The sequence below is a fragment of the Streptomyces sp. NPDC050674 genome (assembly GCF_040654575.1).
Lineage (GTDB): Bacteria > Actinomycetota > Actinomycetes > Streptomycetales > Streptomycetaceae > Streptomyces.
On sequence record NZ_JBFAIG010000021.1, the window covers coordinates 56,204 to 77,921 of the forward strand.

Annotated in this window: 18 protein-coding genes and 1 pseudogene; 8 read left to right on the forward strand and 11 right to left on the reverse strand. The window is 72.4% G+C overall.

The genetic code is table 11. The annotated features are described in order from the left end of the window. Nucleotides 1-65 precede the first annotated feature (65 nt). The 4 genes and pseudogenes from AB0I06_RS29185 (at nt 66) to AB0I06_RS29200 (ending at nt 6,183) form a co-directional block, all read left to right on the forward strand. Nucleotides 66-3,785: an ABC transporter ATP-binding protein gene (locus AB0I06_RS29185; protein WP_363121820.1), complete on the forward strand. Its 3,720-nt coding sequence runs from the start codon at nt 66-68 to the stop codon at nt 3,783-3,785. Between the two features lie 111 nt (nt 3,786-3,896). Next, on the forward strand, nt 3,897-4,289 hold the full coding sequence (locus AB0I06_RS29190; protein WP_363121821.1) for a hypothetical protein: 393 nt from the start codon (nt 3,897-3,899) through the stop codon (nt 4,287-4,289). Nucleotides 4,290-4,344: 55 nt separating this feature from the next. Next, nucleotides 4,345-4,661 (forward strand): annotated as a pseudogene (locus tag AB0I06_RS29195) (Rid family hydrolase). Nucleotides 4,662-4,755: 94 nt separating this feature from the next. Beyond that, nucleotides 4,756-6,183, forward strand: coding sequence for a S28 family serine protease (locus tag AB0I06_RS29200; protein ID WP_363121822.1), 1,428 nt, complete (start codon nt 4,756-4,758; stop codon nt 6,181-6,183). A gap of 28 nt (nt 6,184-6,211) precedes the next feature. Here the strand turns inward: AB0I06_RS29200 and AB0I06_RS29205 are convergent, their stop codons facing one another. From AB0I06_RS29205 to AB0I06_RS29215, 3 genes are all read right to left on the reverse strand, one after another. Then, a complete protein-coding gene (locus AB0I06_RS29205) occupies nt 6,212-6,847 on the reverse strand; it encodes a hypothetical protein (RefSeq protein ID WP_363121823.1) in 636 nt (211 codons plus the stop codon). A gap of 113 nt (nt 6,848-6,960) precedes the next feature. Next, a complete protein-coding gene (locus AB0I06_RS29210) occupies nt 6,961-8,793 on the reverse strand; it encodes a glycoside hydrolase family 3 N-terminal domain-containing protein (protein ID WP_363121824.1) in 1,833 nt (610 codons plus the stop codon). Nucleotides 8,794-9,159: 366 nt separating this feature from the next. After that, nucleotides 9,160-10,077: a LysR family transcriptional regulator gene (locus AB0I06_RS29215; protein ID WP_363121825.1), complete on the reverse strand. Its 918-nt coding sequence runs from the start codon at nt 10,075-10,077 to the stop codon at nt 9,160-9,162. A gap of 150 nt (nt 10,078-10,227) precedes the next feature. Between AB0I06_RS29215 and AB0I06_RS29220 the strand changes: the two genes are divergently transcribed. Continuing rightward, nucleotides 10,228-11,190, forward strand: a complete 963-nt coding sequence (locus tag AB0I06_RS29220; RefSeq protein ID WP_363121826.1) for an EamA family transporter — start codon at nt 10,228-10,230, stop codon at nt 11,188-11,190. Nucleotides 11,191-11,365: 175 nt separating this feature from the next. Here the strand turns inward: AB0I06_RS29220 and AB0I06_RS29225 are convergent, their stop codons facing one another. The 3 genes from AB0I06_RS29225 to AB0I06_RS29235 are packed head-to-tail and all read right to left on the reverse strand — an operon-like array spanning nt 11,366 to nt 14,495. Next, nucleotides 11,366-12,163 (reverse strand): sugar phosphate isomerase/epimerase family protein, encoded by a 798-nt coding sequence (locus tag AB0I06_RS29225; RefSeq protein ID WP_363121881.1) that lies wholly within the window; start codon nt 12,161-12,163, stop codon nt 11,366-11,368. 32 nt (nt 12,164-12,195) lie between these two features. Beyond that, nucleotides 12,196-13,347 (reverse strand): dihydrodipicolinate synthase family protein, encoded by a 1,152-nt coding sequence (locus tag AB0I06_RS29230; protein ID WP_363121827.1) that lies wholly within the window; start codon nt 13,345-13,347, stop codon nt 12,196-12,198. Next, the gene (locus tag AB0I06_RS29235; RefSeq protein ID WP_363121828.1) at nt 13,344-14,495 is read right to left on the reverse strand and encodes a Gfo/Idh/MocA family oxidoreductase; all 1,152 of its coding nucleotides are present in this window, start codon (nt 14,493-14,495) and stop codon (nt 13,344-13,346) included. Before AB0I06_RS29235 ends, AB0I06_RS29230 begins: the two co-directional genes overlap by 4 nt. Nucleotides 14,496-14,817: 322 nt before the next feature. Between AB0I06_RS29235 and AB0I06_RS29240 the strand changes: the two genes are divergently transcribed. Continuing rightward, nucleotides 14,818-15,867, forward strand: coding sequence for a LacI family DNA-binding transcriptional regulator (locus AB0I06_RS29240; RefSeq protein WP_363121829.1), 1,050 nt, complete (start codon nt 14,818-14,820; stop codon nt 15,865-15,867). 305 nt (nt 15,868-16,172) lie between these two features. Here the strand turns inward: AB0I06_RS29240 and AB0I06_RS29245 are convergent, their stop codons facing one another. Beyond that, nucleotides 16,173-16,745 (reverse strand): dihydrofolate reductase family protein, encoded by a 573-nt coding sequence (locus tag AB0I06_RS29245; protein ID WP_363121830.1) that lies wholly within the window; start codon nt 16,743-16,745, stop codon nt 16,173-16,175. Between the two features lie 448 nt (nt 16,746-17,193). On the opposite strand from AB0I06_RS29245, the gene AB0I06_RS29250 reads away from it, so the two are divergent. Further along, nucleotides 17,194-17,997 carry a sugar phosphate isomerase/epimerase family protein gene (locus AB0I06_RS29250; protein WP_363121831.1) on the forward strand — a complete coding sequence of 268 codons (804 nt, stop codon included), beginning with the start codon at nt 17,194-17,196 and terminating at the stop codon, nt 17,995-17,997. A gap of 4 nt (nt 17,998-18,001) precedes the next feature. Here the strand turns inward: AB0I06_RS29250 and AB0I06_RS29255 are convergent, their stop codons facing one another. The 3 genes from AB0I06_RS29255 to AB0I06_RS29265 all read right to left on the reverse strand — a co-directional run bounded on the left by AB0I06_RS29255 (nt 18,002) and on the right by AB0I06_RS29265 (nt 20,424). Further along, on the reverse strand, nt 18,002-19,189 hold the full coding sequence (locus AB0I06_RS29255; protein ID WP_363121832.1) for an MFS transporter: 1,188 nt from the start codon (nt 19,187-19,189) through the stop codon (nt 18,002-18,004). Between the two features lie 217 nt (nt 19,190-19,406). Next, the gene (locus AB0I06_RS29260) at nt 19,407-19,613 is read right to left on the reverse strand and encodes a DUF397 domain-containing protein (protein WP_363121833.1); all 207 of its coding nucleotides are present in this window, start codon (nt 19,611-19,613) and stop codon (nt 19,407-19,409) included. Continuing rightward, the gene (locus AB0I06_RS29265; RefSeq protein WP_363121882.1) at nt 19,603-20,424 is read right to left on the reverse strand and encodes a helix-turn-helix transcriptional regulator; all 822 of its coding nucleotides are present in this window, start codon (nt 20,422-20,424) and stop codon (nt 19,603-19,605) included. The genes AB0I06_RS29260 and AB0I06_RS29265 overlap by 11 nt, the downstream gene beginning before the upstream one ends. 344 nt (nt 20,425-20,768) lie before the next feature. On the opposite strand from AB0I06_RS29265, the gene AB0I06_RS29270 reads away from it, so the two are divergent. Further along, the gene (locus AB0I06_RS29270; protein ID WP_363121834.1) at nt 20,769-21,077 is read left to right on the forward strand and encodes a hypothetical protein; all 309 of its coding nucleotides are present in this window, start codon (nt 20,769-20,771) and stop codon (nt 21,075-21,077) included. 11 nt (nt 21,078-21,088) lie between these two features. Here AB0I06_RS29270 and AB0I06_RS29275 read toward each other — a convergent pair whose 3' ends face one another. Continuing rightward, the gene (locus AB0I06_RS29275; protein ID WP_363121835.1) at nt 21,089-21,685 is read right to left on the reverse strand and encodes a CGNR zinc finger domain-containing protein; all 597 of its coding nucleotides are present in this window, start codon (nt 21,683-21,685) and stop codon (nt 21,089-21,091) included. Nucleotides 21,686-21,718: the final 33 nt, after the last annotated feature.

A 21,718-nucleotide genomic window follows, 5' to 3' on the forward strand; every position in this document is an offset into this window, starting at 1 on the left:
GATGAAATCCGCCCCCGATCGCGTTGGTGCCTTCCGGCAGCTCAGGACGGATGGAAGGCACCGGTGTGACACCGCAACGGGGATGGGCACGGCGGCTGTGGGCCTATGCGTGGCGCCACCCGAAGGACGTCGTACTGGCCCTCGGCTCGTCGCTGGCCGGCATGGCCGTGATGGCCCTGGTCCCACTGATCACCAAGGTGATCATCGACGACGTCATCGGCGGACACACCAGGGACATGACCACCTGGGCCGGGCTGCTCATCGCCGCCGCGCTGATCGTCTACGTGCTGACCTACGTCCGCCGCTACTACGGCGGCCGCCTCGCCCTCGACGTCCAGCACGACCTGCGGACGGAGATGTACGACACGATCACCCGGCTGGACGGCCGGCGTCAGGACGAGCTGTCCACCGGCCAGGTCGTCGGCCGTGCCACCAGCGATCTCCAGCTGATCCAGGGCCTGCTCTTCATGCTCCCGATGACCATCGGGAACTTCGCGCTGTTCCTGATCTCCCTGGTCGTCATGGCGTGGCTGTCCGTGCCGCTGACCCTGGTCGCCCTGGCCGTGGCGCCCGCCATCTGGTGGATCGCCAAGCGCAGCCGCACCCGTCTGCACCCCTCCACCTGGTACGCCCAGGCCCAGGCCGCCGCCGTCGCGGGCGTGGTCGACGGCGCCGTCAGCGGCGTACGCGTGGTGAAGGGCTTCGGGCAGGAGGAGCAGGAGACCGGCAAGCTCCGGGAGGTCGGCCGCAGGCTCTTCGCCGGCCGGCTGCGCACCATCCGTCTGAACTCGGTCTACACCCCGGCCCTCCAGGCCGTCCCCGCCCTCGGCCAGGTCGCGATGCTGGCCCTCGGCGGCTGGCTGGCGGTGCGCGGGCACATCACGCTCGGCACGTTCGTCGCGTTCTCCACCTACCTCGCCCAGCTGGTCGGCCCGGTCCGCATGCTCGCGGTGGTCCTCACCGTCGGCCAGCAGGCCCGTGCCGGCACGGAGCGCGTGCTCGAGCTGATCGACACCGAGCCGTCGATCGAGGACGGCCGCAAGGACCTGCCCGCCGACGCCCCCGCGACGGTCGAGTTCGACGACGTCTCCTTCGGCTACGACGACGACCGCCCGGTCCTCGACGGACTGTCCTTCGAGATCCGTCCCGGCGAGACCCTCGCCGTCGTCGGCTCCTCCGGCTCCGGCAAGTCCACGGTCTCCCTGCTGCTGCCGCGCTTCTACGACGTCACCCGCGGAGCCGTGCTCGTCGGCGGCCACGACGTGCGCGAGCTGAGCCTGCGGTCGCTGCGGGCGGCGATCGGTCTGGTCCCGGAGGACTCGTTCCTCTTCTCCGACACCGTCCGCAACAACATCGCCTACGGCCGCCCGGACGCCACCCAGGAGGAGATCGAGAAGGCGGCCCGGGCCGCCCAGGCGGACCGGTTCATCGCCGACCTGCCCGACGGCTACGACACCACCGTCGGCGAGCACGGCCTCACCCTGTCCGGCGGTCAGCGCCAGCGCGTCGCCCTGGCCCGCGCCATCCTCAGCGACCCGCGCCTGCTGGTCCTGGACGACGCCACCTCGGCCGTGGACGCCCGCGTCGAGCACGAGATCCACGAGGCCCTGAAGGGCGTCATGCGGGGCCGCACGACCCTGCTGATCGCCCACCGCCGCTCCACGCTGAACCTCGCCGACCGCATCGCCGTCCTGGACGGCGGCCGCCTCGCCGACATCGGCACCCACGAGGAACTCCAGCACCGCTCGGCCCTCTACCGGCGCCTGCTCACCGACCCGGACGAACTGGGCGCCGTCTCCCCGGGGCACGTCCAGCCCGCTTCCCCCCAGGAGGACACCTCCGTACGCGACGAGCTCGACGCCGAGTTCGACGCCGAGCGCGGGGTCACCCCGCGGCTGTGGAGCGGTGACCGCGAGCGCAAGGACACCGCGCTCGCCGAGAGCCCCGCCTCCCCCGAGCTGCTCGCCCAGGTCGAGGCGCTGCCCCCGGCCACCGACCTCCCGGACATCGACGAGGCGCGGGCGGTCCGGCCGGAGGACTCCTACGGTCTGCGCCGCCTGCTGCGCGGCTTCGGACTTCCGCTGCTGGTCAGCCTCGCCCTGGTCGCCACCGACGCGGGCATGGGCCTGCTGCTGCCCGTGCTGATCCGGCACGGCATCGACTCCGGCGTCACCCAGGCCGCTCTCGGCGCGGTGTGGGCGGCGGCCCTGCTGGGGCTGGGGACGGTCGCGGTGCAGTGGGCGGCCCAGGTCGGCGAGACCCGGATGACCGGCCGCACCGGCGAGCGCGTGCTGTACTCGCTCCGGCTCAAGATCTTCTCCCAGCTCCAGCGCCTCGGGCTCGACTACTACGAGCGGGAGCTGACCGGGCGGATCATGACCCGGATGACGACCGACGTCGACGCGCTGTCCACGTTCCTCCAGACGGGTCTGGTCACGGCCTTCGTCTCGGTCGTCACCTTCTTCGGCATCATGGTCGCGCTGCTGGTCCTCGACGTGCAGCTGGCGCTGGTCGTCTTCGCGACGCTGCCGCCGCTGATCATCGCCACGTACTTCTTCCGCCGGGCGAGCGTGAAGGCGTACGAGCTGGCCCGCGAGCGCGTGTCGGTCGTCAACGCCGACCTTCAGGAGTCGGTGTCCGGGCTGCGGATCGTGCAGGCCTTCCGGCGCGAGCGGGACGGCGGGCGGCGGTTCGCCGAGCGCAGCGCCGACTACCGCCAGGCCCGTATCCGGGGCCAGTGGCTGATCTCCGTGTACTTCCCGTTCGTGCAGTTCCTGTCGTCGGTGGCCGCCGCGGCCGTGCTGATCGTGGGCGGGGCCCGGGTCGACGACGGGACGCTGGCGATCGGGTCGCTGGTGGCCTACCTGCTCTACATCGACCTGTTCTTCGCGCCCGTGCAGCAGCTCTCCCAGGTCTTCGACGGCTACCAGCAGGCGACCGTCTCGCTGGGCCGCATCCAGGAGCTGCTGCGGGAGCCGACCTCGACGAAGTCCGCCGCCGAACCGGTCGAGGTCACCTCGTTGCGCGGTGAGATCGCCTTCGAGGACGTGCACTTCGCTTATGGCGATGACGAGGAAGCCCTGGGCGGGGTCGACCTGCGCATTCCCGCCGGGCAGACCGTCGCGTTCGTCGGCGAGACCGGCGCCGGCAAGTCCACCCTCGTCAAGCTCGTCGCCCGCTTCTACGACCCGACCGGGGGCCGTGTCACCGTCGACGGGACCGACCTGCGGGAGCTGGACCTCACCTCGTACCGGCACCGTCTCGGTGTCGTCCCGCAGGAGGCGTACCTCTTCCAGGGCACGGTCCGTGACGCCATCGCCTACGGCCGTCCCGACGCCACCGACGCCGAGGTCGAGGCGGCGGCCCGGGCGGTCGGCGCGCACGACATGATCGCCACCCTGGAGGGCGGCTACCTCCACGAGGTCGCCGAGCGGGGGCGCAACCTGTCCGCCGGGCAGCGCCAGCTGATCGCGCTGGCCCGCGCCGAGCTGGTCGACCCGGACGTGCTGCTGCTCGACGAGGCCACGGCCGCCCTCGACCTGGCCACGGAGGCCCAGGTCAACCAGGCCACCGACCGCATCGCGGGCCGCCGCACCACCCTGGTCGTCGCCCACCGCCTCACCACGGCCGCCCGCGCCGACCGGGTCGTCGTCATGGACCACGGCCGGGTCGCCGAGGACGGCACGCACGAGGAGCTGCTCGCCGGCGGCGGGCGGTACGCCGAGCTGTGGCGGACGTTCGTCGGCGCCGCCGAGCCGGAGGAGCCGGTCGGCGTGTCCCGCTGACACACCCCGTGCCGCGTCTTCGTGACGTCCGCGCAACCGTCCGACATACGTCATGCGTCCGTACTCGCGTACGACGATGGTCGCGGACGACGCGGTACGGGAGGACGACCAGTGGACAGTGGAGCGATACGCCGGCGGCTCGCGCTCGGGCTGACCGTGCTCACCGCCTCCGGGCTGCTCGCCGTCGCGGTGCCGGGCGAGGCGCAGGCCGCCACCACCGCGCTGTGCCCGGGGCGCAAGGTCCGCACCCTGCCCTTCTCCACCGGGACGGTGCTCGTCTACAAGCGCGGCGGCTACGTGTGCGCCGTGACCCTCCCGAAGTGGCGCGGCGCCAAGCGCACGATGTCCGTGAGCGTGCAGGCGCGGGGCAACCGGCCCGTCGTCGACGCGGGCCAGTACGCCCGTCACGCGGGCCCGGTCACCGTGCACGCCGGGCGCCGCTGCGTCTGGCTCAAGGGGCAGGTCGGCCGGGGGAAGCTCACCTCGGGCTGGATCATGTGCTGACGCACGACTCGACTCGGTGCGCGCGGAGAACACACCGACTTCGCTGCCGGACGTCATGGGTTCTCCGATGAAGGCATTCGGTTTCGGTATGCCGTGGGAGTCGCTGTACGGCTACAGTCAGGCCACCCAGGTCGGTGACACGGTCTACGTGTGGGCAGCTGTCCCATGACCGTGACGGCAACTTCGTGGGCGCAGGCGACTTCGAAGCGCAGATCCGCACCACGCTGGAGAATCTGGACGACAGCGCGCCTTCACGCCGAGTACTTCGGGGAGCACCGGCCCGCCAGCACGGTCATGGGTGTCTCCGACTTGGCATTGCCGGACCAACTCGTGGAGATCGGCGCGCTCGTGCGTCTCGACGCACACCCATAGGCAGGCGCACACAGGGTTTTCCCTATGTCCCCTGGTGCTCGGGGGAGTTGGTGGGCTAGCTTCCGGCGCACATCTGTCTCACAGGGGAGTGCGCATGCGCAAGGCGCTCAGATGGCTGCTGGCGCTCACGGTGCTCATAGGCACACTGGGCACGGCGGGAGCGGCCACCGCCGCCGACGCCGCCGGCACCACCGACATCAAGGAGAGGCTGCTCTCCATTCCGGGCATGAGCCTGGTCGAGGAGAAGCCGTACACCGGCTACCGCTTCTTCGTCCTGAACTACACGCAGCCGATCGACCACCACAAGCCCTCGAAGGGCACGTTCCAGCAGCGCATCACCGTGCTGCACAAGGACGTCTCGCGCCCGACGGTGTTCTTCACCAGCGGCTACAACGTCTCAACGACGCCCCGCCGCAGCGAGCCCACCCAGATCGTGGACGGCAACCAGGTCTCCCTGGAGTACCGCTACTTCACCCCGTCCCGGCCCGCCCCCGCCGACTGGTCCAAGCTGGACATCTGGCAGGCGGCCAGCGACCAGCACCGCGTCTTCAAGGCGCTGAAGGGCATCTACGGCAAGAAGTGGCTCTCCACGGGCGGTTCGAAGGGCGGCATGACCGCCACCTACTACGAGCGCTTCTACCCGCGTGACATGGACGGTGTCGTCGCCTACGTCGCCCCCAACGACGTGGTGAACAAGGAGGACTCGGCCTACGACCGCTTCTTCGCGGGCGTGGGCACCCCGGAGTGCCGTGCCCGGCTGAACGGCGTGCAGCGCGAGGCGCTGGTGCGCCGCGAGCTGCTGGAGAAGAAGTACGCGGCCTACGCGCAGGACAACGGCCTCACCTTCGAGACCATCGGCAGCCTGGACAAGGCCTTCGAGGCGACCGTCCTCGACTACGTGTGGGGCTTCTGGCAGTACAGCCTGCTGTCCGACTGCGACCAGATCCCGGCCGACGCCAAGAACGCCACCGACGAGGAGATCTGGGACTCCGTCGACACCATCTCCGGCTTCTCCGCCTACGCCGACCAGGGCCTGTCCACCTACACGCCGTACTACTACCAGGCCGGCACCCAGCTCGGCGCGCCGACCATCCGCTTCCCGCACATCGAGAAGCAGTACATCCGCTACGGCTACCAGCCGCCGCGCAACTTCGTCCCCCGGGACATCCCCATGAAGTTCCAGCCGTCGGCGATGCGGGACGTGGACACCTGGGTCCGCCACAACGCCCGGCACATGCTGTTCGTCTACGGCCAGAACGACCCGTGGGGCGCGGAGCCGTTCCGCGTCGGCAAGGGCGCGAAGGACTCCTACGTCATGACCGCCCCCGGCATGAACCACGGCGCCAACGTCGCGGGTCTCGTGCCCGAGCAGAAGGCCCTGGCCACCGCCCGCATCCTCGACTGGGCCGGTGTCGCCCCCGGCGCGGTGCAGGCGAACCCGCAGGCGGCCAAGCCGCTGGCGAAGTTCGACGCGAAGCTCGACAAGCGGGACGTCCAGCGCGAGATGACGCTGCGTCCGTAAGGGACGTCGCCCGTCGCGCCCGGCCGTCTCACAGCGGCCGGGCGCACCCCACGGGCCGGACCCCGCCCAGCCGGACGTACAGGGCCGTCGGGGCCGGGCAGTCGGACCGGCGGGTGACCGCCCGGGTCACCTTGTACTGGGGCCGGTGCTCGCCCTCGCCGTCGCAGGCGGTCTCACGGACCTGCCCGTCGCCGGAGCCGTAGACGCAGTCGCCGACGATCGTGCGGGGGCCGCCCCCGCCGCCCGGGTCGCCGGGGTGCGGCGGCTGGAGGTTGCGCATGCAGGCGTAGCCCTGCGGCACCGCCCCGTCGCCGTCCTCGTCGGCTCCGGGCCGCTGCTCGCTGATGTGGAGCACGAAGTCGGTGGTCGCCGGGCAGCGCGGCCCGTCCCGCACCGTGCCGTCGTGCCGTGCCACGACCCGGGCCGCCGCCCGTTCACCGGCGCACGGCACCTCGGTGAAGCTCGTCGTCCCGAAGGAACTGCACTCGCCTACCGCGAGGAACACCGCCCCGTACCCGGACGGGTGGGCCGGTGCCGGCGACACCGTGGCGGTCCTGGCGGCCCCGGCCTCGGCCACGCCTCCCGACGGGCTCTGGCATCCCGTCAGCAGTGCGCAGAGCACCGACAGCGCCCCGACCACCCCCGCACCACTTCTCTCACGCATCGCCGACCCCCCGAGTGTGCCCGCCCAGCGTGACCCGCCGTAGCGGGCGCACGCCAGGCACATGGGAGGGTTTGCGCACCTTGGGGGTGGTGCGCCCGGTCCGTGGCGTACGTCTAATACGACAGTCCGTAGCCGATGGGGTACAGCACCTGCTCCGGATCATCCGCCCGCTGCACCGCGACCGGCAGCCTCCCGCGTGGCTTGATCCGTCCGGCGATCACCCGTGCGGCGGCCCGCAGTTCGACGTCGGTCCAGGAGTAGGCGGCCAGACAGGCCGGTACGGACGGCAGGTGGGCCACGTCGTACGGGTTGCGGACCGCCACCGCCACGACCGGCCTCCCCGTGGCCACGAGCTGTTCCACCAGCGCCTTCTGGCTGCTGCTCGCCGTGACGTTGTAGGTGGCGGCCACCACCGCGTCCGCGTCCCGCGCCGCCGCGACGGCCTTGGCGATGGTCGCCGCAGAGGGCGCGGTGCCGGTGGACAGGGCGGTGGCGGTGAAGCCCAGCCCGGTCAGCGCGCCGGCGAGCACGCCCGTGGGCGGGCCTGTCGTGCCGGTCGGCGAGGCCGGATCCGCCCCGACCACCAGCACCCTGGGGTACCGGCGCCGCGACAGGGGCAGCAGGCGCCGCTCGTTGACCAGCAGGGTGGTCGTCCGCCCGGCGATCCGGTCGGCCGCCGCCCGATGCGCCCGGGTGCCCACGGTCCGGTCGACCCCGCCCTGTGTGACGTACGGCGAACGGAAAAGCCCCAGCTCGGCCTTCAGCCGCAGCACCCGCAGGATCGATTCGTCGAGCCGGGCCTCGGTGAGCTCCCCCTCGCGCACGGCGGTCAGCACGGCGTTCCACGCCAGGTCGAGGTCGGGCGGGTTGAGCAGCTGGTCCACGCCCGCCTTCAGCGCGAGCACCGGCACCCGGGCGTCGCCGTACTTGGTCCGCACGCCCTCCATGCCGAGGGAGTCGGTGACCACGACCCCGTCGTAGCCGAGGCGTTCGCGCAGGATGCCGGTGAGGATCGGGCGCGACAGGGTCGCCGGGTCGCCGGAGCCGTCGAGGGCCGGGACCATCAGGTGCGCGGTCATGACCGAGTCGATGCCGGCGGCGATCGCGGCCCGGAACGGCGGCGCGTCCAGCCGCTCCCACAGCTCCCGGCTGTGCGTGATGGTGGGGAAGCCGGTGTGGCTGTCGACGTTGGTGTCCCCGTGCCCGGGGAAGTGCTTGGCGGTGGCGGCGACCCCGGACCCCTGGTACCCGGCCACCTCGGCGGCCACCAGCGCGGACACCGCCCGCGGGTCGGCCCCGAAGGACCGTACGCCGATGACCGGGTTGGCCGGGTTGACGTTGACGTCGGCCACGGGGGAGTAGTCCTGCCGGATCCCCATGGCCCGCAGCTCGGCGCCCGCGATCCGGCCGAGGGTGCGGGCGTCGGACCGCGACCCGCCCGCCCCGACGGCCATGGCGCCCGGGAACAGCGTCGCCGGCCTGCCCACCCGGGCGACGATCCCGTGCTCCTGGTCGGTGGAGATGAGCACGGGCAGCCCGCGCGGCAGCCCGAGGGAGGCCCTCTGGATGCCGTCGGACAGCTCGGCGATCTGGTGCGGCTCGCGGGTGTTGTGGGCCCACGCGAAGTAGATGATGCCGCCGACCCGGTACTTCGCCAGCAGTTCGGCGGCCGTGCGGACCCCGATCTCCTTGAGGTTGGCGTCGATGTCGGCCTGGTCGGGGGCGGTGGCGGAGTGGCCGTAGACCCGCATCACGAAGAGCTGGCCGACCTTCTCCTCGAGCGTCATGCGGGAGATGAGGGCCCGCAGCCGGCCGTCGTCCTGGGCGGCGTGCGCGGGCCCGGCGGCCGCGAGGGCGGCGGTGGCGGTGGCGGCGGTGGCGGCGAGGAGGGTGCGTCTGGAGGGCTGTGCGGTGTTTCCCGTGCTTGCCGTGCCGGTGTCGTGCACGTGCGCTCCTTCCGGAGGTGATCCGCTGGGATCCGCTGAAGGAAACTTCCAGGAGGTCAGCAATATCCGGGAAGTTTCTGCCGGTCAAGGGAGCGCGCGGTCCTGACCGCCCGGGGGCCGCCATCGGCGCGTAGGAGGGGGGTGCGCCGATGGCGGCGGGGCCGCCGGCCGCGGTACGGCGGAGAGGGTGGTCAGCGATCGCAGCCAGTGGCGAGGGCCGACACCGCACCGTGGTGACTCTCCGGCGGCCTGCGATTGGACGCGGACGGTCCGCCTCGGGTTCCCGGCTCGGCGCGTGATTCCGCAAGTCGGTACGCGTGGTGCGCCGTGCGTTCAACGGTTCGGATGAGCCGCCGCGCCGGGCGTTCAGCGGGGCGGATGAGCCGCCGCGCCGGGCCACTGCTCACCGAGCACGCGTACGGTCTCCGCGATGGCCGGACGCCGGGCCGCCCCCGTGCGCCACAGCGCGTACAGCCGCCGCACCGGCATCGGGTCGAGCGGCACCTCCACCACCCCGGCGGGCAGCGGCCCGCGCCCCAGCCGGGGAATGAGCGCGACGCCGAGCCCGGCCGCGACCAGGGCGACGAGGGTGGGGTTCTCGTCGGCCTGGTGGACGAGGTCCGGCTCGTGCCCGGCCGCGCGCAGCGTCCGCAGCAGCCAGTCGTGGCAGACCCGCCCCGGGGGCTGGCAGATCCACCGTTCACCGCCCAGCTCCTCCCGCCGTACGCCCGACCGCCCGGCGAAGGGGTGCCCCTCGGGGACGAGCAGATCGCACAGGTCGTCGCCGATGACCGCCTGCTCCAGGCCCGGCGGGGCGGGCAGCGGCGCGATGTCCCAGTCGTGGGCGACGGCGAGGTCGACGGCGCCCTTCGCCACCAGGTCGACGGACAGATGCGGGTCGACCTCGCAGAGCCGGGCGTCCAGAGCGGGATGGCGGCGGCCCAGCTCGGCCAGCACGCCCGGCATCAGCCCGCGCGCCGCCGAAGCGAACGCGGCGACGGTCAGCCGCCCGGCCGGCCGCCCCCGCCGCTCCTCCAGCTCGGTCTCCGCGCGCTCCACGATGGCCAGCAACTCCTGTGCGGCCGCGACCAGTTGGAGGGCCTCGTCGGTGAGCCGGACACCCCGCCCCTCCCGCTCCAGCAGCACGGTCCTGGTCTCCCGCTCCAGCTTGGCGATCTGCTGGGACACCGCGGAGGGCGTGTACCCGAGCGCGAGGGCGGCGGCGCCGACGGTGCCGTGCACGGAGACGGCGTGCAGGGCACGAAGCCGCTGGAGGTCGAGCACGGGGTGCTCCTTTCTGCCGGGCGGGTCGCCCATCTGCCGAGCGGGTCGCCCTGGGGTGTGCTCGGCGATGCCTTCGCTTAGCGATGCTTCATCCAACCATGCAGCGATCATCGCTGGTGCTTCACGGTCGTGGGGCGCGATGCTCACGGCATGCGCCCGTCACACCTCGCTCTCGCCGTCCTGGTCGCCGCCGTCTGGGGCGTCAACTTCACGGTCATCGAGATCGGCCTCGGCCACTTCCCGCCCTTGCTCTTCTCCGCCCTGCGCTTCCTCGCGGCGGCGCTCCCGGCGGTGTTCCTCGTGGGCCGCCCGAAGGTGGCGTGGAAGTGGATCGTGGCGGTCGGCCTGGTCCTCGGCGTGGCCAAGTTCGGCCTGCTCTTCGTCGGCATGGACGCGGGCATGCCGGCGGGCCTGTCCTCCCTGGTGCTGCAGATCCAGGCGGTGTTCACCGCGGCGATCGCCGCCCTGACCCTGGGCGAACGGCCCTCCCGCGTCCGTCTGCTGGGCATGCTGATCGCCCTGGCCGGCATCGCCGTGGCGGCCGTGGACGAGGGCGCCTCGGGTCCGCTCGGCGCGTTCGCCCTGGTGATCGGGGCGGCGGCCTGCTGGGGCGCGTCGAACGTCCTCACCCGCAAGGCGGCCCCGCCCGACGCGCTGAACTTCATGGTCTGGGTCAGCACGGTCCCGGTGCTCCCGCTGCTGGCCCTCTCCCTCCTCACCGAGGGCCCCGCACGCGATCTGGCCGCCCTGCGCGCCCTGGACTGGCAGGGCGCGGGCACGGTCGTCTACGTCGCCTGGATCACCACGGTCTTCGGCTTCGGCGCGTGGGGTTTCCTCCTGCGCCACCACCCCGCCTCCACGGTGGCGCCCTTCTCGCTCCTCGTCCCGGTCTTCGGCATGTCCTCGGCCTTCCTGTTCCTGGACGAACCGGTGAGCCCGCTGCGGTGGTGCGCGGCGGCGCTGCTGGTGGGCGGGGTGGCGCTGACGTCTCTGCCCCGGCGCCGCACCGCCCCGCCGGTGCCCTCCGCCCCGCCGGTGGCCTCCGCCCCGCCGGTAGCCACCGGTCCGACGGCCACTGCCACGGCGCCTCGACCGGCATACCGGGCGGGCTGACGTGTATCGCTGTCCGGTGGTTCCGTGGTGCTGCGCACGCGCGTGCCGGTCGTCCCGGACCCGCGACCGTCACCCGGCCAGGGCATGCGCGTGCGGCGGCCGCACGGCCAGGACATGCCGCTGCCCCGCCCCACCTGGCAGGCGGGGCGGGGCAGCGGCCCGGTGCGAGGACGGCTCAGCGGGTGTGTTCGGCGAACCTCGCAGCCGTCTCGGCCAGGACCTCCAGGCCGTCCCGGGCCCACAGACCGTCGTTGAACAGCTCCACCTCGATGGCGCCGGTGTAACCGGCCGCCTCGACATACCCCTGCCACTCCCGCATGTCGATCGACCCGTCGCCGATCTGGCCGCGGCCGGTGAGGACGCCCTGAGGGAGGGGCGTCGTCCAGTCGGCGAGCTGGAAGGTGTGGATGCGGCCGCCCGCGCCCGCCCGGGCGATCTGCGCGGGAGCGGTGTCGTCCCACCAGATGTGGTACGTGTCGACCGCGACGCCGACCTGGTGCGCCGGGAAGCGCTCGGCGAGGTCCAGGGCCTGGGCCAGGGTCGACACCACACAGCGGTCCGAGGCGTACATGGGGTGCAGCGGCTCGATGGCCAGACGCACGCCGTGCCGCTCCGCGTAGGGGCCCAGTTCCGCCAGGGCGTCCGCGATGCGCTCCCGGGCGCCGCGCAGGTCCTTGGAGCCGGCCGGGAGCCCGCCCGAGACCAGGACCAGGGTGTCCGTGCCCAGGGTCGCCGCCTCGTCGATCGCGCGGCGGTTGTCGGCCAGGGCCTCCGCCCGCTCCCGCGGGTCGATCGCGGTGAAGAAGCCGCCCCGGCACAGCGTCGTCACCGTGAGGCCCGCCTCCCGGACCAGCTTGGCCGTGGCCTCCAGGCCGTGCGCCTGCACCGGCTCGCGCCAGAGCCCGACGTTGCGGACGCCCAACCGGGCGCAGCCGTCCACCAGTTCCGGCAGGGACAGCTGCTTCACCGTCATCTGGTTGATGGAGAAGCGTTCCGGCGCGCCGCTCACTGGTTCACCCCGTACACGCTCAGCAGCGTCTTCATCCGTTCCTCGGCCAGCTTCGGGTCCGGGAACAGCCCCAGCCCGTCGGCCAGTTCGTACGCCGTCGCGAAGTGCGGCAGCGAGCGGGCCGACTGCAGGCCGCCGACCATCGTGAAGTGCTCCTGGTGGCCCGCCAGCCAGGCCAGGAAGACCACGCCCGTCTTGTAGAAGCGGGTCGGCGTCTGGAACAGGTGGCGCGACAGCCCGACGGTGGGGTCCAGCAGGGCGCGGAAGCCCGGCACGTCGCCGGTGTCCAGGACCCGGACCGCCTGCGCCGCCAGCGGGCCCAGCGGGTCGAAGATGCCGAGCAGCGCGTGGCTGAAGCCCTGCTCGTCGCCCGCGATCAGCTCGGGGTAGTTGAAGTCGTCGCCCGTGTAGCAGCGCACGCCCTGCGGGAGCCGGCGGCGGATGTCGATCTCGCGCCGGGCGTCCAGCAGGGAGACCTTGATGCCGTCGACCTTGTCGGGGTGGGCGGCGATGACCTCGAGGAAGGTGTCCGTCGCCGTGTCCAGGTCGGACGAGCCCCAGTAGCCCTCCAGCGCCGGGTCGAACATCGGGCCCAGCCAGTGCAGGACCACCGGCTCGGTCGCCTGGCGCAGCAGATGGCCGTAGACCTCCAGGTAGTCCTCGGGCCCGGAGGCCGCCGCGGCCAGCGCCCTCGACGCCATCAGGATGGCCTGCGCGCCGGACTCCTCGACGACCGCGAGCTGCTCCTCGTAGGCCGCGCGGACCTCCGCGAGCGACCCGGAGGCGATCTGGTCGGTGCCCACACCGCAGGCGATGCGGCCGCCGACCGCCTTGGCCTCGGCCGCCGAGCGCCGGATCAGTTCCGCCGCGCACGCCCAGTCCAGACCCATGCCGCGCTGGGCGGTGTCCATGGCCTCGGCGACGCCCAGCCCGTGGGACCACAGGTGGCGGCGGAAGGCGAGGGTGGCGTCCCAGTCGACGGCGGCGGGCGAGTCGGGGGAGACGTCCGCGAACGGGTCGGCGACGACGTGCGCCGCCGAGAAGACCGTGCGGGAGGTGAAGGGGGTGCCGGGGGTGACGGCCAGGGGCTCGGTGCGGGGCTCATAGGTCCGCAACGCCCCGTCGGCACCGGGGAGTCGGATGGTCACAGCGAGATCTCCGGCACGTCGAGACGGCGGCCCTGGGCCGAGGAGGCGAGGCCCAGCTCGGCGAGCTGCACACCGCGGGCACCGGCCAGCAGGTCCCAGTGGTAGGGGGCGTCGGCGTAGACGTGCTTGAGGAACAGCTCCCACTGGGCCTTGAAGCCGTTGTCGAACTCGGTGTTGTCCGGGACCTCCTGCCACTGGTCGCGGAAGACCTCGGTGGCGGGGATGTCCGGGTTCCAGACCGGCTTGGGGGTGGCGCTGCGGTGCTGGACGCGGCAGTTGCGCAGGCCCGCGACCGCGGAGCCCTCCGTGCCGTCCACCTGGAACTCCACCAGCTCGTCGCGGTTGACGCGCACGGCCCAGGAGGAGTTGATCTGTGCGATCGCGCCGCCCTCCAGCTCGAAGATGCCGTAGGCGGCGTCGTCGGCGGTGGCGTCGTAGGGCTTGTCGTTCTCGTCCCAGCGCTGCGGGATGTGGGTGGCGGTGAGGGCCTGGACGGACTTCACGCGGCCGAACAGCTCGTGCAGCACGTACTCCCAGTGCGGGAACATGTCGACGACGATGCCGCCGCCGTCCTCGGCCCGGTAGTTCCAGGAGGGGCGCTGGGCGGTCTGCCAGTCGCCCTCGAAGACCCAGTAGCCGAATTCGCCGCGCACGGAGAGGATCCGGCCGAAGAAGCCGCCGTCGATCAGGCGCTTGAGCTTCAGCAGGCCCGGCAGGAAGAGCTTGTCCTGGACGACGCCGTGCTTGATGCCGGCCTCGTTCGCCAGCCGGGCGAGCTCCAGGGCGCCGTCGAGACCGGTGGCGGTGGGCTTCTCGGTGTAGAGGTGCTTGCCGGCCGCGATGGCCTTCTTCAGCGCCTCCTCGCGGGCGGAGGTGACCTGCGCGTCGAAGTAGATGTCCACCGTCTCGTCGGCGAGGACCGCGTCCACGTCCGTCGACCAGTGCTCCAGCCCGTGCTGCTCGGCCATCGCCTTCAGCGCGTGCTCACGGCGGCCGACCAGGATCGGCTCGGGCCACAGCACGGTGCCGTCACCGAGGTCGAGGCCGCCCTGCTCGCGGAGGGCGAGGATGGAGCGGACCAGGTGCTGGCGGTAACCCATGCGCCCGGTCACACCGTTCATTGCGATACGCACCGTTTTGCGTGTCACGTCGTTCCCTTCGTACGCGGTCGTCGCGCCGCGTACGCCCCACCCTGCACAGGCGACCCGGGGAACCGGCCGCGGACTGGTGAAGCTGACAGCAAGCGCTTTCTATACAGGGAGAAGCTAGCCTCTGAACCGCGGTCCGGACAAGACCGTGACCAGGACGAGTTGTTCGAGGGGGCGAACAACCCGGGGGCGGGGGCTTAAGGTCTGCTCGGAACCATGGCCATGGGTCCGGCGGTCCACCTGCTGATCCGCCCGGAACCATGGCCAGTGGTCTGGGTGTGTACGAGGGCGGAGACGAGATGCGCGACCGGAGGACGACGAGATGACGGTGACCCTGGCGGACGTGGCGGCCCGCGCGCAGGTCTCGCCCGCGACGGTGTCGCGCGTGCTGAACGGGAACTACCCCGTGGCGGCCTCCACCCGCGAGCGGGTGCTGAAGGCCGTGGACGAGCTGGACTACGTGCTCAACGGACCCGCGAGCGCCCTGGCCGCCGCCACCTCCGACCTGGTCGGAATCCTGGTGAACGACATCGCCGACCCGTTCTTCGGGATCATGGCGAGCGCGATCCAGGCCGAGATCGGCGGACCGGGCGGCCGTGCGGGCGGGGAGAGACTGGCGGTGGTCTGCAACACGGGCGGCTCCCCGGAGCGGGAGCTGACGTACCTCACGCTGCTGCAACGGCAGCGCGCGGCGGCGGTGGTGCTGACCGGCGGGGCGATCGAGGACGCGGCGCACCAGGCGGCCATGGACGCGAAGGTGCGGAAGCTGGTGGACGCCGGGACCCGGGTCGTCCTGTGCGGCCGCCCCCCGGCGCCGGACACCGGGGCGATCGCGCTGACCTTCGACAACCGCGGCGGCGGGCAGGAGCTGACCGAGCACCTCATCGGGCTCGGGCACCGGCGGCTCGGCTACATCGCCGGCCCCGAGGAGCGGACCACCACGCGGCACCGCCTCGAAGGGCACCGGGCCGCGCTGGCCGCGCACGGCATCGAGGAGGACCCCCGGTGGACGGTGCACGGGCGCTACGACCGGCGGTCCGGCTACGAGGCGACGCTGGAGCTGCTGCGGCGTGACCCGTCCCTGACGGCGGTCGTCGCGGCGAACGACTCCGTCGCGCTGGGCGCGTGCGCCGCGCTGCGCGACTCGAACCTGCGGATCCCGGAGGACGTGTCGGTCGCGGGCTTCGACGATCTGCCGTTCAGCATCGACGCGGTGCCGTCCCTGACGACGGTGCGGCTGCCGCTGGCGGAGGCGGGGGCCCGGGCGGGCCGCATCGCGATGGGCCGTGAGGAGGCGCCGCCCGGGGGGATCGCCTCGGCACGGGGGGAGTTGATGGTGCGGGGGTCTTCCGGGGTGCCGCGGACTTCCTGACGGCCGGAGCCTGAGGGCGGGCGGGTGCGAAGGCCCTGCCGGCCGCGTGCCCCCGTGCTCCTTGCCCCCGCTTCGGGCCGGGCACCTCGTTCGCCTGCGATCCCGTGTCCGCTGGTCGGGCCCGTCCGGTCGGTCGCGTGCGGGGCGCGATGGCGGGGGCGGTGCGGAGGTCTTGTCGGCCGGGTTTCCCGGTGCCCGTGCTTCGGCTCGGGCACCTCGTTCTCCTGTGATCCCGTGTTCGCTGGGCAGGCCCGTCCCGTGGGTCGCGTGGGGGGCGCGACGGCGGGACCGGTGCGGGGACCGGGTCAGCGAACGACGTCGAAGACGTTCTTCTGCAACCCGTTGGCGTAGGCCTCGTGCTCGACGAGCCGCAGCTTCTGGGTGTCCTTGTCCGTGGCGCTGAAGAGCCGCTTGCCCGCTCCGAGCAGGAGCGGGAAGACGAGCAGGTGGTAGCGGTCGATCAGGCCGGCGTCCGAGAGGGCCTGGTTCAGGGAGGCGCTGCCGTGGATGATGATCGGGCCGCCCTCGGTCTCCTTCAGCGCGGCGACGTCGTCGAGCGAGCGCAGGATCGTCGTCTCGCCCCAGTTCGACACCAGGTCGTCCTCGGTGAGGGTGGTGGAGACGACGTACTTCGGCATCACCTTGTAGTCGGCGAAGTCCTCCATGTCGGGCCACACCGCGCTGAACGCCTCGTAGCTGGTGCGGCCCAGCATCATCGCGGTGGCCTCCTTCTGCTCCCGGCCCTTGATCTCGAAGGCCTCGGGGAGGAACTCGACGTTCTTGAAGGTCCACCCGGAGTTCCGGTAACCGGGCTCGCCGCCCGGGGCCTCCACGACGCCGTCGAGCGAGATGAAAGCGGTGCTGATCAGAGTGCGCATCGTGGGTTCCTCGGTATCTCGTGTCGGGTTCTCGGCGGATTCCGTCGGTGCACGCTTGCACACCGCGGGCGGCTGCGTGCACGAACACCTCTTCCGACTGCGCGATACGGCAAAACTCATCGGCCGTCGCCTGCCCGGGCGGCGCGCCACCGCGGCGTCGCACTCACCACGCCGGGCCGGGAGGCCGCCGCCCTGCCCGGCGAGCGGGCCCGCGAAGCGGTCGGCGCGATGTCGGACACCGTCCACAGCCGAGGACCGGACCGCGACGGGCCGAGGCGCCGCGGACGGTCCGGACGACCCTGGGCGACGGCCGGCCCCGCGCCCCGAGGACGTGACGGGCCCGTGCGGGACGAGGGACTCACCGGCCAGGGCCGGTGACCGGATCTTCACGCAACACCCGGGGGACGGAGGGGAGTCGCAGGCGGCGTGCCGGGTAGATTCCGTCCGTATGAAGCTGGCGTTCTCCACCCTCGGTGTCCCTGGCCTGCCCCTGACCGACGTCCTGCGCCTCGCGACCACGCACGGCTACCACGGCGTGGAACTGCGCACCCACCCCGAGGAACCGGTCCACACCGGCCTCGGCCCCGCCGAACGGGCGGACGTCGCGGCCGAGTTCAAGGGCGCGGGCGTAGAGCTCCTCGGCCTGGCGGGCTACGCACGGGTCGCCGCGCCGGGCGACGACGAGCCCGTCCTGGCCGAGATCCGTGCCCTCCTCGACCTGGCCCGTGACCTGGGAGCCCCGTACGTCCGGGTCTTCCCCGGCGGCGACCTCGACGTCCAGACCCCCGAGGAGGCCGACGCGACGGCCGCCCGGCGTCTGGGCACGGCCGCCGAACACGCCAACGACCTGGGCGTGCGCATCCTCCTGGAAACCCACGACTCGCACCGAACCGCCGCCGACGCGATGCGGATCCTCGGCCTCGTCGGCCACCGCCAGGTCGGCGCCCTCTGGGACGTGATGCACACCTGGCTCGGCGGCGAACAGCCCTCCGAGACCTACGCGGCGCTCGCCCCCCACCTCGGCTACGTGCAGGTCAAGGACATCGCCTCTCCCGACGACACGACCCCCCTGGCCCTCGGTCAGGGCGCCCTGCCGCTGGCCGAATGCGTCGAGGTCCTCTCCCGCCACGGCTGGGACGGCTGGCTCTGCTGGGAGTACGAGAAGCGCTGGTACGAGGAGGCGGCGCCGCTGCCGGACCTCCTGGAGCAGGGGCGTGAGCACCTGAGCAGGCTGCTGAACGACTCGGCCTGACACGTCAGCCCCGGGCGGAGCGGGCGGCCCCGGTCGCCAGGACCATCAGCAGCGCGACGCACCCGCCGAGCAGCATGACCGCGGACGGCGAGGTGCGGTCCAGGGCGACACCCCCGAGGAGCGCGCCGGTCGAGATGGTGGCCTGGAAAGAGGCGGTGAACAGGACCGACGCCGCTTCCGGGGCGTCCGGGGCCGCCCGGGAGAACCAGGTCTGCGAGGCGACCGGTACGGCGCCGTAGGCGATGCCCCACACGATCAGCAGCGTCACCGCGCCCGCCTCTCCGCGGCCCAGGGCCGGGAGCAATAGGGTCGCCGCGGCGATCCCGCCGCCCGCGAGACCGAAGACGGCGCGCGGGCTGCGGGCCGCCCGGGTCCCGCCCAGCCAGTTCCCGGCGATGCCCGCGGCGCCGTAGAGCAGCAGGAAGGCGGTGACCGTGCCGCCGTCGGCGTGGGTGACCTGCTCCAGGAACGGCGTGACGTAGGTGTAGGTGCCGAAGTGGGCCAGGACCACGAGGAACGTCAGCAGCAGCGCGAGGCGGGTGCCGGTGGTCCTCAGGAGCCCGCCGAGGACGCCCAGGCGGGTGGCCCGGACCGGGGGCAGCGGCGGCACGAACCGGAGCAGCAGGAACAGGACGCCTGCGGTGAAGAGGCCCATGACGGTGAAGGCCGTACGCCATCCCGCGAGGTCCCCGATGAGCGTCCCCGCCGGAACGCCGAGGACGGACCCCAGCGGAACGCCGGAGAAGATCACGGCCGTCGCCCGCCGGGCCGACTCCGGTGGCACCAGCCGGTCCGCGAGACCGGCTCCGATCGACCAGAAGCCGCCGATCGTGACGCCGACCATGACCCGGGAGACCAGGACGAGCCAGTAGTCGGAGGCCGCGGCGGCCAGGAAGTTCGCCAGGGCCAGCAGGAGCATGCACAGACAGAGCATCAGACGGCGGTCGAGGCGAGCCGTGGCCGAGGTGACCAGGGGAGCGGCGACCGCAGCCAGGAAGCCGGGCATGGTCATCATCAGCCCGGCCGTCCCGTCCGAGACGGTGAAGTCGCCCCCGATGGAGGTCAGCAGACCGATCGGCAGGATCTCGGTGGTGACGATGGCGAAGATCCCGAGCGCCACGGAGACCACGGTGGCCCACCCCGCGCGGGGTGAGAGGGGGGCGTCGACCGAAGCGGGGGTGGGTGCTGGCATGGCGATCCGTCCTGTGGGAGGCAGCGCGTTCCGCTCACTCCAGCAGGCGCCCCCGTGGCCGGCTGGCAGGTCTGCGACGGCACCCGTGCCGGTCACGGGTGAGGTCGCATTCCCGCCGGTGAGGAACCGGCGTCAGGGACCGGTTGGCCGACTACATCGAGGCGGCCGAACGCGCGGGTGGTGAGAGCTACCCGCCCTTGAGTCTCACGCTGCCTGCTCAGCCGTTGATGTGCCCGTCCTTGACGGCGGCGACGAACGCCGCCCAGCCGCTTCGCGAGAAGACCAGGGCGGGGCCGTGGGCGGTCTTGCTGTCCCGCACGGGGATGTCGGGGTGGCCGGGGGCGACTTCGAGGCACTCGCCCTGATCCCCGCCGCTGTAACTGGACTTGCACCAACCTGTGAGGGCGAGGTGCTCACTCATCATGCGCGTGTTCCTTCGCTGCCGCCCTGACGAGGGCCAGTGACTCCTGCTGCGACAACGCGTCGCTCAGGGCCAGAGCGTAAGCGGTCTGACAGGCACTCACCAGAGCTGGCTCGTCCATCAAGTTGCCGGTCTGGAAGCCCTCGACGTAGGCCACCGGGGCCGAGTCCGCGAAGGTCATGAGTGTGAGCAGGCTCTGCATGAGTGCGTGCGCCCCCACGTCGTAGGGAAGCACATGCAGACGCAACCGTCCCGATTCGGCCAGGTCGGCGACTTTGTGCAACTGCTCCGCCATGACCCGCGGTCCTCCGACGCGACGGCGGAGGACCGCCTCGTCGAGCAGGGTCCAGACGACGGGCTGAGCAGGCCCGTCGAGGATGCGGCGGCGTTGCGTTCGAATGACAACGAGCTCGTCAAGTTTTTCGGCCGTGTGGTTCGGACGGTAGGACCGGAACAAGGCGCGGGCGTAGTCGTCGGTCTGAAGCACTCCGGGAATCAGGGAAAGCGCGAACTGCTGAATGTGGGTTGCCAGTTGCTCCAGCTCGGCCACCGCCGCGAAATGATCGGTGTAGTGCGACTCCAGATCCTCCAGCCACCGCGCGAAGAACCCGTCCGTCCCCAGGGCTCGGTCGATCCGCTGCGCGTCATCCGGCTTGGGAAGGCGTCTGCCTGCCTCGAAATGACTGATCAGCGTGGGCGAGCACACCACCTGGTCGCCCAGTTCCTCCTGGGTGAGGCGGGCGGCGGTCCGCCTCAGCCGCATCTCCTCCCCGTACTTCTGGCGCGGTGTTCGAAGCATGCGATGTTCGTCCATCAGCCAACTCCCCTTCTTGACAACCGCGATGTCAAGCTCCACCCCCTGGCAGCGTAGCGAGGCCCGGCCCCACTCTGTGAGTGATTCACCACAGAACGCAGTCACCGCAGGTGAGAAGGCAGGCAGACGCACGTGGTAGACCTCATCGCCCGGCTCTTGGAGCCGTTCCTCCGCTTCCTCTTCCCTCCCCGGGGAAGGCGACGGCGATCGACGGCGCCACCCCCGCGCCGCCCGTACGCGCGCCCGTACGCCTGCCCGGCGGCATGCCGTCGCCCCGACGAACGCCCGCTGCGCGGGGAGGACAACCGACTGGTGCGCCCTTATCTGTCGGCGGAGGCGCACGCATGACCGGCGCGGCACGCGACCACACGGCGGTCGGGAGGCTGTTGCCCTGGACCGGTGCCGACGGCCAGCCCTGCTACCTCCTGGGCGACGGAACCGGCTACGTCTCACGGCTCGCCGACGAGATCGAGGACGTGCAGATCGACATGGCGGACCGCCTGCTCGCGCACGCCGCCGAACTCCTCGCGGAGCGGCGGGTGACGAGCGCGGAGCTGCACTACCTGGCCCGGCGGCTCAGCGAGTCGCTACGGGACGTCAAAAGGGTCGCGGAGAGCAGAGGGGGGCGGCTCGCCCCTCCGACCCGGCCCTGACCGGGGCGGAGTCAGCGCCCCCCGGTGCGGCGCGCGTACGCCCTGGCCGCGCGGGCGCGGTCGCCGCAGCGGGTGGAGCACCACTGGCGGCGGCCGTGGCGGAGCAGGAAGCGATTGCAGGGCGGGGAGCCGCACGCGGTGAGGCGCTCGGCGTCGGGAGACGTGAGCAGGTCGGCCGCGTCGGCGGCGAGGGTGGCCACGGCGAGGTCGACGATCGCGGTGGTGGGGTGGGGGGCGGCGGTGCGGTAGGGGCCGGTCTTGTCGTCCCATCGCAGCAGGGGGGCCGTGGGGACCCTGGTCATCGCGTCGTTGAGGGCGTCCACCGCGGCGGGCAGGGCGGGTACGCCGTCGGCCCGGGCGGCGAACAGCGACCTGATCTGTTCGCGCAGCGACCGCAGCTGGGCCGCGCACATCTCCCGCATGCCGGCGTCGACCGGGGCGAGGCCCCGCTCGGTCAGCCAGTGGTTCGCCTGTGCGGGGGTGCCCAGGAGGTCGAGGGTGCGCCCGCCGGGCAGTGCCGTCGCGCTGTTGGCCAGGGCCAGGGAGGGGTGTTCCTCCTCGCCCTGTACGGGCGGCGGGGCGGGTTGTTCGATCACGGACTCCTCCATGCTTCTCATGGTACGGCTTGCCCTCATCCGTGA